General features: G+C 66.5%; 12 protein-coding genes and 1 pseudogene. 5 read left to right on the plus strand and 8 right to left on the minus strand.

All coding sequences use genetic code 11. The annotated features are described in order from the left end of the window. The first annotated feature begins 113 nt into the window (after window positions 1-113). Window positions 114-716: a nitroreductase family protein gene (locus tag C7402_RS34145; RefSeq protein ID WP_112174888.1), complete on the plus strand. Its 603-nt coding sequence runs from the start codon at window positions 114-116 to the stop codon at window positions 714-716. 210 nt (window positions 717-926) lie between these two features. After that, complete coding sequence (locus C7402_RS34150) at window positions 927-2,186, plus strand: Hsp70 family protein (protein ID WP_112174889.1); 1,260 nt, start codon at window positions 927-929, stop codon at window positions 2,184-2,186. A 158-nt stretch (window positions 2,187-2,344) separates the two neighbouring features. Here C7402_RS34150 and C7402_RS34155 read toward each other — a convergent pair whose 3' ends face one another. Continuing rightward, window positions 2,345-2,548 (minus strand): cold-shock protein, encoded by a 204-nt coding sequence (locus C7402_RS34155; RefSeq protein WP_027819263.1) that lies wholly within the window; start codon window positions 2,546-2,548, stop codon window positions 2,345-2,347. Between the two features lie 423 nt (window positions 2,549-2,971). Here C7402_RS34155 and C7402_RS34160 point away from each other — a divergent pair, with 423 nt between their 5' ends. Further along, complete coding sequence (locus C7402_RS34160) at window positions 2,972-4,567, plus strand: APC family permease (RefSeq protein WP_112174890.1); 1,596 nt, start codon at window positions 2,972-2,974, stop codon at window positions 4,565-4,567. A gap of 129 nt (window positions 4,568-4,696) precedes the next feature. Here C7402_RS34160 and C7402_RS34165 read toward each other — a convergent pair whose 3' ends face one another. The 7 genes and pseudogenes from C7402_RS34165 to C7402_RS34195 all read right to left on the minus strand — a co-directional run bounded on the left by C7402_RS34165 (window position 4,697) and on the right by C7402_RS34195 (window position 11,032). Then, window positions 4,697-5,491, minus strand: coding sequence for a DODA-type extradiol aromatic ring-opening family dioxygenase (locus C7402_RS34165; protein ID WP_116613727.1), 795 nt, complete (start codon window positions 5,489-5,491; stop codon window positions 4,697-4,699). A 150-nt stretch (window positions 5,492-5,641) separates the two neighbouring features. Next, complete coding sequence (locus tag C7402_RS34170; RefSeq protein ID WP_112174892.1) at window positions 5,642-6,265, minus strand: UbiX family flavin prenyltransferase; 624 nt, start codon at window positions 6,263-6,265, stop codon at window positions 5,642-5,644. Window positions 6,266-6,405: 140 nt separating this feature from the next. Continuing rightward, entirely contained in the window at window positions 6,406-6,717 is a 312-nt protein-coding gene (grxD, locus tag C7402_RS34175) for a Grx4 family monothiol glutaredoxin (protein ID WP_112174893.1), read from the minus strand. A 118-nt stretch (window positions 6,718-6,835) separates the two neighbouring features. Beyond that, window positions 6,836-7,681, minus strand: coding sequence for a peptide chain release factor N(5)-glutamine methyltransferase (gene prmC / locus C7402_RS34180; RefSeq protein WP_116613728.1), 846 nt, complete (start codon window positions 7,679-7,681; stop codon window positions 6,836-6,838). A gap of 13 nt (window positions 7,682-7,694) precedes the next feature. Then, window positions 7,695-8,777 carry a peptide chain release factor 1 gene (gene prfA / locus C7402_RS34185; RefSeq protein ID WP_112174895.1) on the minus strand — a complete coding sequence of 361 codons (1,083 nt, stop codon included), beginning with the start codon at window positions 8,775-8,777 and terminating at the stop codon, window positions 7,695-7,697. A 191-nt stretch (window positions 8,778-8,968) separates the two neighbouring features. Beyond that, window positions 8,969-10,258: pseudogene (gene hemA, locus C7402_RS34190) on the minus strand (glutamyl-tRNA reductase); the annotation flags it as partial. A 27-nt stretch (window positions 10,259-10,285) separates the two neighbouring features. Then, entirely contained in the window at window positions 10,286-11,032 is a 747-nt protein-coding gene (locus C7402_RS34195) for a response regulator transcription factor (protein ID WP_112174897.1), read from the minus strand. A 195-nt stretch (window positions 11,033-11,227) separates the two neighbouring features. On the opposite strand from C7402_RS34195, the gene C7402_RS34200 reads away from it, so the two are divergent. Both C7402_RS34200 and C7402_RS34205 read left to right on the plus strand, forming a co-directional pair. After that, window positions 11,228-11,485 carry a hypothetical protein gene (locus C7402_RS34200; RefSeq protein WP_116613730.1) on the plus strand — a complete coding sequence of 86 codons (258 nt, stop codon included), beginning with the start codon at window positions 11,228-11,230 and terminating at the stop codon, window positions 11,483-11,485. 56 nt (window positions 11,486-11,541) lie between these two features. Next, complete coding sequence (locus tag C7402_RS34205) at window positions 11,542-13,356, plus strand: aminopeptidase P family protein (protein ID WP_116613731.1); 1,815 nt, start codon at window positions 11,542-11,544, stop codon at window positions 13,354-13,356. The last annotated feature ends 42 nt before the right edge of the window (window positions 13,357-13,398 follow it).

Consider the following 13,398-nt stretch of genomic DNA (forward strand, 5'->3'; position numbering starts at 1 on the left):
TTGACGCGGGCGGCGCGAGCGTGCCGCCCGTCGCGCTTGAGCGTATTTCACGCGCTGCGGTTATGCTAGTGCCCCCCGGGCAAGCCGCCCGCCACCGCAAGGACACACAAGGCATGACGAAGCACAAACCCGCACCGACAGCCGTGCCCATTCACGAACTCATCGCCGGGCGCTGGAGCCCGCGTGCCTATTCGAGCGAGCCGGTGAGCCGCGAGGCGCTGCACGCGGTGATCGAGGCGGCGCGCTGGGCGCCCTCGGGCTACAACCTTCAGCCGTGGCGCTTTATGGTGTTCGATCGCAGCGCCGACGAGGCCGCGTTCAAGCGCGCGTTCGCGACGCTCGTGCCGTTCAACCAGCAATGGAACACGCCGGCGCCGGTGCTGATCGCCGTGACCGCGCAAACGCTCAACTCGAAGGGCGAAGTCAACCGCACGGCGCAATACGACGCGGGCGCGGCGGCAATGTCGCTCGTGCTCCAGGCGCATGCGCTGGGCCTCGCCGCGCACCAGATGAGCGGCTTCGACGTGCAGGCGTTCCGCACGGAATTCGCCCTGCCGAACGACGTGGAGCCGCTCGCGATCATCTCGATCGGCCACTACGGCGAAACCGACAGGCTGGAGCCGGTGCTGCGCGACCGCGAAAAAGCGGAGCGCACGCGCTCGGCGGTGGGCGACATCGCCTACGAAAACGCCTGGAAGAAGCCGTTCAAGGGTTGATCCTGCAACCGGGTGCGCGCCGGCTGGCTGCGCGCGTGTCCGGTGCTCCCAGATGGGTCATATGAAACGCGCGGCGCAGTCCGCGCGTTTTTCTTGTGGGGCCGCATCAAGGCCCTGCGGTTGCCCCGCGCCGCGCTTTCGTGTTACAAAGCCGGTCCTCCCCGACCTTTCCTCTCTCGCGCGCGCATTCGCTGCGGCGCAGCCTTTGCCATGACCAGCTTCTGCGCGATTGACTTCGGAACCTCCAATTCGGCAGTGGCGCTGCCCGCAGCGGCCGGCGACGCCATGCGCCTTGCGCCGGTGGAAGGCGCCCACACCACCTTGCCGACGTCGGTGTTCTTCAACGTCGACGAACACACGCGCGAGTTCGGGCGCGCCGCACTGGCGTCCTATATCGACGGCTTCGACGGCCGCCTGATGCGCTCGATGAAGAGCATCCTCGGCTCGCCGCTCGCCGAAAGCACGACCGACCTCGGCGACGGCAGCGCGATTCGCTACACCGAGATCATCACGATCTTTCTCGAACACCTGAAACGCAGCGCCGAACGCTGCGCGGGCGCGCCGATCACGCACGCGGTGCTCGGGCGCCCCGTGTTCTTCGTCGACGAGGACCCGCGCGCCGACCGGCTCGCGCAGGACCAGCTCGAAGGCGCGGCGCGCGGCGTGGGCTTTCGCGAGATCGAGTTCCAGTACGAGCCGATCGCGGCCGCGTTCGACTACGAGTCGCGCCTTACCGCTGAAGGGCTCGTGCTCGTGGCCGACATTGGCGGCGGCACGTCGGACTTTTCGCTCGTACGCGTGGGGCCGCAGCGCATGTCGCGGCTCGAGCGCAAGGACGACGTGCTCGCGCACCACGGCGTGCACGTGGCGGGCACGGACTTCGACCGCCGTGTCGAGCTCGCGACCATCCTGCGCGAACTCGGCTACCAGGCGCTTGACCCGGAAGGCCGCGAAGTGCCGAACCGCATCTACTTCGATCTGGCGACCTGGCACCTGATCAACACGATCTACACGCCCAAGCGCACCACCGAGCTCAAGCTCATGCGTCACCTGTACCGCGAGACGCGCCACCACGACCGCCTGATGCGCGTGGTCGAGGAGCGTCTCGGGCACGCGCTCATGGCGCGCGCGGAGGAGGCGAAGATCGGCGTGTCGGCGGGCGGGGAGACGATGATCGACCTCGAATCGGTCGAAGCGGATCTGCGCCTCGCGTTCGGCGACGCCCAGCTCGTCGAGGCGGGCCGCGAGGAAACGCGCCGCATCGTGCAGGCCGCGCGCGACACCGTGCAGGCCGCGGGCGTGGCGCCGGGCCAGGTGAGCGCGCTCTACTTCACGGGCGGCTCGACCGGCCTCATGTTCCTCACGCAGGCGCTGGCCGAGGCGTTCCCCGATGCCCAGCCCGTGTTCGGCGACCGCCTCGCGAGCGTGGCGACGGGGCTTGGCATTCACGCGCGGCGCCTGTTTGGCTGAGCGTGCCGGGCGGGCTTGATCCGCGCAAAAAACGGCAGGCAAGAAAAAACCCCACGTTCGAGAAGAAGCGTGGGGTTTTTCGGTAAGCTTGCCACTCAAGAACCGGTGTTCAGGTCCTGAACGTCAAAGCAGGTCGGCGCGGACACGGTCCGCAGCCCTTAGACCGGCTTGATGTTGGCGGCTTGCTTGCCCTTCGGGCCCGTACGGACTTCGAATTGAACCTTTTGGTTCTCTTGCAGCGTCTTGAAGCCGTCGATCTTGATTTCCGAGAAGTGCGCGAACAGGTCTTCGCCGCCGCCGTCCGGAGTGATGAAGCCAAAGCCCTTTGCGTCATTGAACCACTTGACGGTACCGGTTTCCATATTACTTTCCTAAAAATGAATGAAGGCCGAAGCCCGAGAGGTGCATGAAAATCAAGGAAGGGGTATGGGACCAGCCGGAGTACCGTTGATGGGCGAACTACGAAAGACCAATTCACACTCGCCGCTTGAAATCCTGCTCGAACTTTATACGGCTTATTGCGAACAAGGTCAACTGGGGGCCCGGCAATCTCCATGTTTTTTTACTTCGGGGACGCAACAAAACCTTACAAAGCTTGATAAGCAAATGACTTTTTTGTATTAAGCCGCGACTTTCGGCGGTGCAACCGGTTAAACTACGCGCCGCGCTAAAGTTGCGCCTACAGGCGCAATCTTTCGTGTGGAGGTACGACAACCGCGGGAAACCCGCCCGCACAACAGACGGGATAAATGCGGTGTCGAGCTGCTCTTGATACAGGAGAAGACGTGAAAAGTTCTATTCAACGGAACATCGGCCCGTTCGCGCTGATGTTTACCGGCCTCGGGTCGATTATCGGTTCGGGCTGGCTGTTCGGCGCGTGGAAGGCGGCGAAAATCGCGGGTCCGGCGGCCGTTTGTGCCTGGATCATCGGCGCCGTGGTCATTCTGGCCATCGCCCTGACTTACGCCGAACTGGGCGCGATGTTCCCGGAGTCGGGCGGCATGGTCCGTTACGCCCGCTACTCGCACGGCGCACTGGTGGGCTTCATCAGCGCGTGGGCAAACTGGATCGCCATTGTCTCGGTGATCCCGATCGAAGCCGAAGCCTCGATCCAGTACATGAGCACCTGGCCCTACGAGTGGGCGCACGCGCTCTTCGTCGACGGGTCATTAACACATTCAGGGCTCGGGCTTTCCGCCATCCTCGTGATCATCTACTTCATGCTCAACTATTGGGGTGTGAAGCTGTTCGCGCGCGCCAATAGCGCGATCACGATCTTCAAGTTCATCATTCCGGGTCTCACGATCGTCGGTCTGATGGCGGGTGGCTTCCACCACGAGAATTTCGGCGAGGCGAGCACGTTCGCGCCTTATGGCTGGTCGGCGGTGTTCACGGCGGTCGCGACGAGCGGCATCGTGTTCGCGTTCAACGGCTTCCAGAGCCCGATCAACCTCGCGGGTGAAGCGCGCAATCCGGCCAAGAGCGTGCCGTTCGCGGTGATCGGCTCGATCCTCTGCGCGCTCGTGATCTACGTGCTGCTGCAAATCGCGTACATCGGCGCGGTTTCGCCGTCGGACGTCATGAAGGGCTGGAACACGTTCAACTTCAAGTCGCCGTTCGCGGAACTCGCGATCGCGCTGAACCTGAACTGGCTCGCCATCCTGCTCTACGTCGACGCATTCGTGAGCCCGAGCGGCACCGGTACGACCTACATGGCGACGACCTCGCGCATGATCTACGCGATGGAGCGCAACAACACGATGCCGAAGATGTTCGGCAACGTGCACCCGTTCTACGGCGTGCCGCGCAACGCGATGTGGTTCAACCTGCTCGTTTCGTTCATCTTCATGTTCTTCTTCCGCGGCTGGAGCTCGCTCGCGGCGGTGATCTCGGTGGCGACGGTGATTTCGTACCTCACGGGTCCGATCAGCCTGATGGCGCTCAAGCGCGCCGCCTCGGACATCGAGCGCCCGCTCTCCGTGCCGTTCATGAAAGTGATCGCGCCGTTCGCGTTCGTCTGCGCGTCGATGATCCTGTACTGGGCGAAGTGGCCGCTGACCGGCGAAATCATCCTGCTGATGGTCGTCGCGCTGCCGGTGTACTTCTACTTCCAGCGCAAGCAGGGCTTCGCCGGCTGGGGCCAGGATCTGAAGGCCGCATGGTGGCTGTGCGCGTACCTGCCGATCATGGCGCTGCTCTCGTTGCTCGGCAGCAAGGAGTTCGGCGGCAGCGGCCTGCTTCCCTACGGCTGGGACATGCTCGTGGTCGCGCTGATCTCGCTCGTGTTCTATTACTGGGGCGTGAGTTCGGGCTACCGTTCGCCGTACCTCGCCGAACGCGAAGAACACGACGAAGTGCTCGAAGGCATCGGCGCGCACTGAGCGCACTAAGCCAAGCGCACTAAGCGTCGCTGGTCCGATTGCGCCGCGCTGTCGAAGCGGCGCAAAACAAAAAGCCCGCCTGAAGCGATTCAGGCGGGCTTTTTTGCGTCCGGAGCGTGTGCGGCGGTCTTACTGCACGGCGCTGCCGAACACGTAGTTCGTCATCGCCAGCGCGCGCTGGTAGGTGCCGAGCGATTGCACGCCGAGCGTGTAGTCGTCGTCAGCCGCGCCGAGCGCCGCGAAGACGGGCAGCAGGTGCTCGTCGGTCGGGTGCATGAGCACCGCGTGCGGAGCGCGCTGGCGGTAGTCGAGCAGCGCGTCGATATCACGCGCGGCGAGGTGGTTCTCGAACCAGTCGGTGAACTCGGCCACGCGCGGGTCGGCGTCTTCGGGGCGCGCCGAGAAGTCCGCCGCGCGCAGGTTGTGCGTGATCTGGCCCGAACCGATCACCATCACGCCTTCGTCGCGCAACGCGCGCAGCGCGCGGCCGACGGCGAAGTGGTGCGCGGCGTCGGCGCGCGGCTGGATCGAGAGCTGCGCGACCGGCACGTCGGCGTCGGGGAACATCAGCAGCATGGGCACCCACGCGCCGTGGTCGAGCCCGTGCGCTTCCTCATCGACCGGCACGCCTTGCTCGCGCAGCAGCGCCGCGGCGCGCTGAGCCGTCTCGGGCGCGCCCGGCGCCGGATACTGGATCTCGTAGAGCGCGCGCGGAAAGCCGTAGAAGTCGTGGATCGTTTCGGGCTGCGTGGCGGTGCTCACCACGGGGCGCATCGTGCCCCAATGCGCCGAGAGCATCAGCACCGACTGCGGACGCGGCAGGTGCTGCGCAAGCGTGGTGAAGCCGCCGGACGGCAGCGACGGGTCGATCGGCAGCGTCGGCGCGCCGTGCGAAAGATAGAGGGTAGGCGTACGGGTTGTCATGATCGTGGGCTGGCCGCGCCAGGGCGGTCCGAAAGTATCGTATTGCGATCAATATAGGAGCCTACCGTCGAGAATTAAACGGGGCGAAAGGGAATTGATTGTGTCGCCGGTATTGATAATCGGCGCAGCGCGAAGAGATTCGGGCCGCGGCTACTCGCCGCTGCCGCGCAGCCCCGGCCAGGCGGGCGAGAGCGCGGGCCCGAGCGCGAACAGGTCGAGCACGCGCGCCACGGTGTGATCGACCATTTCGTCGATCGAGGCCGGCTGGTTGTAGAAGGCCGGCAGCGGCGGGAAGATCACGCCGCCCATTTCGGTCACGGCCGTCATGTTGCGCAGATGCGCGAGGTTGAACGGCGTCTCGCGCACGAGCAGCACGAGGCGGCGGCGCTCCTTGAGCGTGACGTCGGCGGCGCGTGCGATCAGGTTGTCGGAGAGACCGTGGGCGACGCTCGCGAGCGTCTTCATCGAGCAGGGCGCGACGATCATGCCGTCGGTCGCGAACGAGCCCGATGCGATGGTTGCGCCGACATCGCGCACCGAATGGACCACGTCGGCGCGCGCATGGAGATCGTCTTTCGTGATCTGGAGTTCGTGCTGGATGTTCAGCCACCCCGCGGCCGACACCAGCAGATGCGTTTCGACGCCGCCCAGCCGCCGCAGCACGTCGAGCATGCGCACGCCATAGATCGCGCCCGTGGCGCCCGTAATCGCGATGATCAGCCGGCGTTGCGCGGGCCGTGCGACGGCGGACGAGGCAGGGGAGGCGGTATTCACGTCAGGCGGGTGGGGAGTCGAAGCGAAGGCGAGGCGCGCGGCGCCTCATGAAGCGCGCGGGCGTGGCGCGCCGCGCGCCCGGGGACGAACGAGACGCAATGGATTGCCATTGCGTCCGCCGCCGCCCCGCAGGCCGGCATTTACGCCGCGGCGAAGAGCTGTTGCAGTTCGCCGTTCTGGTACATCTCCATCATGATGTCCGAGCCGCCGATGAACTCGCCCTTCACGTAGAGCTGCGGAATGGTCGGCCAGTTCGAGAATTCCTTGATGCCCTGGCGGATCTCGTCGTCCTCGAGCACGTTGACAGTCTTGAGCTGATCGACGCCGCACGCTTTCAGGATCTGCACCGCGCGACCGGAGAAGCCGCACATCGGGAACTGCGCGTTGCCCTTCATGAAGAGGACGACGGCGTTTTCGTCGACGATCTGCTTGATGCGTTGTTGAGTGTCCATGACTGACCTTGCGATTGGATTGATGCTGAATACGTTGGAATGCAGGATGAAATGATAGCGGATTTCGTCGGGGAGAGCCGGGCGTGACCGGCGGCCTCAGCCCGGCCTCAGCCAGGCATCAGCCAGGCATACGGCCGCCGCTGATGCGCTCGATGCCCGCCAGGTCACGCCCGGAGCGCACATCGGCGAAGCCCGCGCCTGCCAGCAGTGCGCGCACGGCTTGCGCCTGGTCATAACCGTGCTCCATCCAGAGCGTGCCGCCAGGCGCGAGCCGCGCGGGCGCGCCCGCAACGATCGCGCGCAGGGCGGTGAGGCCGTCGGCTTCGTCGGTGAGCGCGCCGCGCGGCTCGAAACGCAAGTCGCCCTGCTCCAGATGCGGATCGCCGCTCGCGATATACGGCGGATTGCTCACGATCGCCTCGAAGCGCAGTGCCGGGTCGAGCGTGTCGTACCAGCTGCCCGCCACGAACGCGAGCGCGCCGCCGGGGCGCCGCGCGTTCAGCAGTTTCGCGGCATTGCGCGCCGCCACCTCGAGTGCGGCGGCCGAGCGGTCGACCGCCCAGACGCGTGCGTCGGGCCGCATCGACGCGAGCGCCACGGCGATCGCGCCGCTGCCGGTGCCGAGGTCGAGCACGCGCGGCTGCACAACGCCTTCGAGCGCGGCGAGCGCCGTTTCCACGAGCAGTTCGGTTTCCGGGCGCGGAATCAGCACATCGGGCGTCACATCGAAGTCGAGGCCGTAGAACTCGCGCGCGCCCACGAGCTGCGCGATCGGCTCGCCGCGCACGCGGCGCGCTTCGAGCGCGCGGTAAGCGTCCACGCGGGCCGCGTCGAGCGCCTGGTCGCCGCGCGTGATGAGTTCGGTGCGGCGCCAGCCGAGCACGTGCATCAGCAGGATGCGCGCTTCGAGCGCGGGCAGCGGCGAGGCGCGCAGCAGGGCGTCGGCGGTGACGGCTTCGTTCATACCGGGTGCGCGCTCAATCCGCGTCGCCGAGCGAGGCAAGCTGTTCGGCCTGATGCTCGGAAACCAGGGCGCCGATCAACTCGCCGAGGTCGCCGTCCATGATCGCTTCGAGACGATAGAGCGTGAGATTGATGCGGTGATCGGTGAGCCGCCCTTGCGGGAAGTTATAGGTGCGGATGCGCTCCGAGCGGTCGCCCGAGCCCACGAGGCTCTTGCGCGTGGCCGCTTCCTTCGCGTGCTGCTCCTGGTACTGCTTGTCCTTGATGCGCGCGGCGAGCACCTTGAGCGCGCGATCCTTGTTCTTGTGCTGCGAGCGGTCGTCCTGGCATTCCACGACGATGCCGGTCGGCAAGTGCGTCACGCGTACGGCCGAATCGGTCTTGTTGATGTGCTGGCCGCCCGCGCCCGAAGCGCGGAACGTGTCGATGCGCAGATCGGCGGGATTGATCTCGACCTCGCCAATTTCATCCGCCTCGGGCATCACCGCGACCGTGCAGGCCGACGTGTGGATGCGGCCCTGCGTTTCCGTGGCCGGCACGCGCTGCACGCGATGGCCGCCCGACTCGAATTTGAGCTTCGAATAGGCCGCCTCGCCCGCAATGCGCACGATCACTTCCTTGTAGCCACCCAGATCCGACTCGCTCGCCGACATCATTTCGATCTGCCAGCGGTTGCGCTCCGCGTAGCGCAGGTACATGCGCAGGAGGTCGCCCGCGAACAGGGCCGACTCGTCGCCGCCCGTGCCCGCGCGGATTTCGAGGAACACGTTGCGGTCGTCGTTGGGGTCCTTCGGCAGCAGCATCATCTGCAATTCGTGCTGGAGCTGCGCCATGCGCTCGCGCGCGGCCTTCACTTCTTCCTCGGCGAAGTCGCGCATCGAGGCGTCGGAGAGCAGGTCCTTCGCCGCGGCCTCGTCGTCTTTCGCCTGGCGCCATTGGCCGTAGTGCTCGACCACCGGCCCCAGTTCCGAATGCTCGCGCGTGAGCTTGCGGTACTGGTCGCGGTTCGAGGTCACGTCGGGACGGCTCAACAGGTCGTTCAGCTCGGCCAGGCGCGTAGTCAGCTGGTCGAGCTTCGATTGCATGCTCGTTTTCATCGGGCGGTGCGGAGCGGGCTCCGGAAAGGACTGCGAGAGAGAAGAGGCGGGCGCGCGGCCCGTTCGTGCGGGGCGCGCATGGCGCGCGCCGGGCCCGAGCGTCGCTAACGGTCCGAAGAACCGGACGCTTCAGTCGAGCCGGAGGCGTCCGCGGAACGGGACGAGGCTTCGGAGGTCGCGGGCTGCGCCGCGTCGCCGGATTTCGGCGACTGGCCGTGGCGATAGAAACCGCCCATCAGCTCGATGAGCGAATCGCGGTTGTCGCCGCTCGACGTGTTGAGCGCGTGCGTCGGGCCGTGGATCAGCTTGTTGGTGAGCGACTGCGAGAGCGCTTCGAGCACGGCGGACGGGTCGTCGCCGCGCGCGAGCATCTTGCGGGCGCGCTCGAGTTCGGCGCGGCGCAGGGCGTCGGCCTGGGTGTGCATGTGGCGGATGACGGGCACGATGCTGCGCGAGTCGAGCCACTGCATGAAGTTCGCCACGCGCGACTCGATGATCGTTTCGGCTTGCGCCACGGCTGCCTGGCGCGAGGCATTGCCTTCGCGCACGATCGTGCCGAGATCGTCGACGGTGTAGAGGAACACGTCTTCGAGCTGGCCGACTTCGGGCTCGATGTCACGCGGCACCGCGAGGTCGACCATGAAAATGGGGCGGTGACGGCGCGCCTTCACCGCGCGCTCGACGGCGCCGAGACCAATGATGGGCAGCGTGGACGCCGTGCACGAGACGATGATGTCGAACTCGTGCATGCGCGAGGGCAGGTCGGAGAGCGGAATCGACTTGCCGTTGAAACGTTCCGCAACATAGCGCCCGCGCTCGGCGGTGCGATTGGCCACCACGAGTTCGCGCGGCTGCTGCGCGGCGAAGTGGGCGGCGCACAGCTCGATCATTTCGCCCGCGCCGATGAACAGCACGCGCTGGTTGGCGATCTTGTCGAAGATGCGCTGCGCGAGGCGCACGGCGGCGGCGGCCATCGAAACCGACTGCGCGCCGATTTCAGTCGTGGTGCGCACTTCCTTCGCCACGGCGAAGGTGCGCTGGAACAACTGGTTCAGATAGGTGCCGAGGGCGCCCGCTTCGGTCGCGGTGCGTACCGCCGTCTTCAACTGGCCGACGATCTGCGTTTCGCCGAGCACCATCGAATCGAGTCCCGACGCCACCCGGAACGCATGGCGGACCGCTTCCGACTGCGGCAGCGTATAGACGTGCGGCGCGAGTTCTTCCTCGCGGATGCCGTGGTAATGGGACAGCCAGCTCACCGCGGCCTCGCGCGAGCCGTGCGCGTCGGTCGCGCAATAGAGCTCGGTGCGGTTGCAGGTGGAGAGGATGGCGGCCTCCGGCGCGCTCAGCGAACGCTTGCCGGACCACGCTTCCTTGAACAAGCCGAGTGCGGGCTTGATCTGTTCGAGCGGAAACGCCACGCGTTCGCGCAAGGCGACGGGCGCGGTGTGGTGATTGATTCCGATCGTTAGAAGCTGCATACCATGGGGCGAAGATTTAGGCGGATATTATAACTTTTCCGCGCTTCTGACATTCTCGTCGACAGATTCCGACTCTTCGGCAGATGATAGGGGGAGTCTTTCGAGCTGGTAGCCGAAGCCGTACAAGGTCGTCAAACGCCAGCCGTGCTCGGGCCCGAGCTGCAATTTGCTGCGCAGCCGGGAGGCGTGCGTGTCGAGCGTGCGCGACCGAACGTCGCGGTTCAGATTCCACACCGTTTCGAGAATGCGCGCGCGCGAAACGGGGCGCGATGCGTTCGTGAACAGCAGCAGGGCGAAGCGATATTCCTTCGGCGTGAGCGTGACGGTCTGGCCCCGGAAGGACACTTCGTAGCGCCCCGAGTCGAAGAGATAGTCGCCAAAGCCGTGGCGCGCGCGGTTGCGCGGACGGCGCACGCCCGCGCGGCGCAGCAGCGCGTCGATGCGCGCGAGCATTTCGGGGCCGCGCACAGGCTTGGCGATACAGTCGTCGGCGCCGGCTTGCAGGCTCGCGACGATCTCGCTCTCGTGCGGCGTGACCATCAGCACGATGGCGGGCAGGCCCGGGAGCAGCTTGCGGGTGCGCGGGATGAGGTCGTCGGCGCCGGTGTCGCCGCACCACCATGCCACGACGAGGAGGTCGAAGGTTTCTTCTTCGAGCGTCTCGAAGAACTGTGTGCCGAGCGCGAAGTGCTGGCATGCGTGCCCGCCCGCGATGAGCAGGCGGACGACGATTTCGGCCTGACGGGCGTCGGGTTCGACTAGGGCGATTCGCATACGAGGGGGGGGCGGCCGCGGCGGACCGGACGCGCTTGCCTTGCGCCATCCCGCCCCCTACACTCAACCGCTACGCGGAAAGCGCCGAGCCGACCGTTCTCCAGTAAAAGTAGATGTAACCGAGAAAGTGATGCTAGCCCTCGCGCTTCGACGGTCCTATCAGACATCTCTGAAAATCTATAGGACAAATCTCTAATGGGCTGGTCCGGTATCGTTGTTCTGGGTCTGGTGGTGGGGTGTGCCGGGTGGTGGCTCCATCCCCTGCGCCGTGCCGCCCGCCACGGGTTCGCGCTGGCGGCCGTGGCCGGCGTGCTGGGCGCGGTGCTCGCGAAAGCGGTGGGCCGCGCGACGGGCCTCTTCTACGACGGCGAGGTGCTCGAATGGCCGCTTTGCACGGCGCTCGCACTCGTCTTCGTGGGCGCGTGCGTCGCGTTGCGCGCGCGGCAGCGCTAACCCGTTCCGATCCGGTCCACCCATCATCCCGCCCCGAATTCTTCGCAGGTGAAAACATGAACGCCCGACTCCCCGAAACCGCTTCGATCCCTGAACGCATTGCCGCCCTGCGCGCCGCAATGGCGCGCGCCGACGTGGACGCCGCACTCGTGCCGTCCGCCGATCCGCATCTCTCCGAGTACCTGCCGCGCCGCTGGCAGGGCCGCGAGTGGCTGTCGGGCTTCACCGGCTCGGTGGGCACGCTGGTCGTGACGAAGGACTTCGCGGGCGTGTGGGTGGACAGCCGCTACTGGGTGCAGGCCGAAAACCAGTTGGCGGGCACGGGCATACAGCTCATGAAGATGATGGCCGGCCAGCAGAGCGCGCCGCACATCGACTGGCTTGCGCAGAACGTGCGCGCGGGCGGCGCGGTGGCCGTGGACGGCGACGTGCTGGGCGTGGCCTCGGCGCGCGCGCTCGCCGACGCGCTCAAGGCGCGCGACATCGCGCTGCGCACCGACCTCGATCTGCTCGACGACGTGTGGCAAGGCCGCCCGTCGCTGCCGCTCGAACCGGTGTACGAGCACGTTGCGCCGCACGCGGACACGAGCCGCGCGGGCAAGCTCGAACAGGTGCGCCGCGCGATGCAGGAGAAGGGCGCGCAGTGGCATTTCATCTCGACGCTCGACGACCTCGCATGGCTCTTCAACCTGCGCGGCGCGGACGTCAACTACAACCCGGTGTTCGTCGCGCATGCGCTGATCGGGCCGGACGAAGCGACGCTCTTCGTCGCCGGCGGCAAGGTGAGCGAGGCGCTTGCTCAATCGCTCGCGAAAGACAAGGTGCGTGTGGCGCCCTACGCCGAGGCCGCCGCCGCGCTCGCGGTGCTGCCAGCCAAGGCCGCGCTGCTCGTCGATCCGCGCCGCGTGACGTACGGCTTGCTGAAGGCGGTGTCGTCGGCGGTGCAACTCGTGGAGTCGGTCAACCCGAGCACGTTCTTCAAGTCGCGCAAGACCGCCGCCGAAGCCGACCACGTGCGCGCGACCATGGAGCAGGACGGCGCGGCGCTCGCCGAGTTCTTCGCGTGGTTCGAAGCCGCGCTTGGCCACGAGACCATCACCGAACTGACCATCGACGAAAAGCTCACCGCCGCGCGCGCGCGCCGGCCCGGCTTCAAGTCGCTCTCATTCGCGACCATCGCGGCCTTCAACGCCAACGGCGCGATGCCGCACTACCACGCCGTGCCCGAGTCGCACAGTGTGATCGAGGGCGACGGCCTGCTGCTGATCGACTCGGGCGGCCAGTACCTCGACGGCACCACCGACATCACGCGCGTCGTGCCCGTGGGCACACCGGGCGCGGAGCAAAAGCGCGACTTCACGCTCGTCCTCAAGGGGATGATGGCGCTCTCTCGCGCGCAGTTCCCGCGCGGCATCCGCTCGCCGATGCTCGACGCCATCGCGCGCGCGCCGATCTGGGAAGCCGGCGTGGACTATGGCCACGGCACGGGCCACGGCGTGGGCTACTTCCTGAACGTGCATGAAGGCCCGCAGGTCATCTCCCATTACGCGCCCGCCGAACCGTGGACCGCGATGGAAGAGGGCATGATCACATCGGTCGAGCCGGGCATCTACCGGCCGGGCAAGTGGGGCGTGCGCATCGAGAATCTCGTGCTGAACCAGCGCGCCGAAACCACCGAATTCGGCGAGTTCCTCAACTTCGAGACGCTCACGCTCTGCCCGATCGACACGCGCTGTATCGATCTGTCGCTCTTGCGTGAGGACGAACGCGAATGGCTGAACGCGTACCACCAGACGGTGCGCGTGCGCGTCGCGCCGCATGTGAGCGGCGAGGCGCTCGCGTGGCTCGAAAAGCGCACGCAACCGATCTGATTTCCTCGATATTCAGCTAGCGATCAAGCGGAGCGGCAAGCG

Source organism: Paraburkholderia unamae (genome assembly GCF_003096875.1).
Taxonomy (GTDB): domain Bacteria; phylum Pseudomonadota; class Gammaproteobacteria; order Burkholderiales; family Burkholderiaceae; genus Paraburkholderia; species Paraburkholderia unamae.

Excerpts from the sequence above, each read along its gene's own strand:
- C7402_RS34200 (WP_116613730.1), top strand. The coding sequence starts at position 11,228 with ATGGGCTGGTCCGGTATCGTTGTTCTGGGTCTGGTGGTGGGGTGTGCC.
- C7402_RS34195 (WP_112174897.1), bottom strand. The coding sequence starts at position 11,032 with ATGCGAATCGCCCTAGTCGAACCCGACGCCCGTCAGGCCGAAATCGTC.
- C7402_RS34155 (WP_027819263.1), bottom strand. The coding sequence starts at position 2,548 with ATGGAAACCGGTACCGTCAAGTGGTTCAATGACGCAAAGGGCTTTGGC.
- C7402_RS34205 (WP_116613731.1), top strand. The coding sequence starts at position 11,542 with ATGAACGCCCGACTCCCCGAAACCGCTTCGATCCCTGAACGCATTGCC.
- C7402_RS34145 (WP_112174888.1), top strand. The coding sequence starts at position 114 with ATGACGAAGCACAAACCCGCACCGACAGCCGTGCCCATTCACGAACTC.
- prfA (WP_112174895.1), bottom strand. The coding sequence starts at position 8,777 with ATGAAAACGAGCATGCAATCGAAGCTCGACCAGCTGACTACGCGCCTG.
- C7402_RS34150 (WP_112174889.1), top strand. The coding sequence starts at position 927 with ATGACCAGCTTCTGCGCGATTGACTTCGGAACCTCCAATTCGGCAGTG.
- prmC (WP_116613728.1), bottom strand. The coding sequence starts at position 7,681 with ATGAACGAAGCCGTCACCGCCGACGCCCTGCTGCGCGCCTCGCCGCTG.
- grxD (WP_112174893.1), bottom strand. The coding sequence starts at position 6,717 with ATGGACACTCAACAACGCATCAAGCAGATCGTCGACGAAAACGCCGTC.
- C7402_RS34165 (WP_116613727.1), bottom strand. The coding sequence starts at position 5,491 with ATGACAACCCGTACGCCTACCCTCTATCTTTCGCACGGCGCGCCGACG.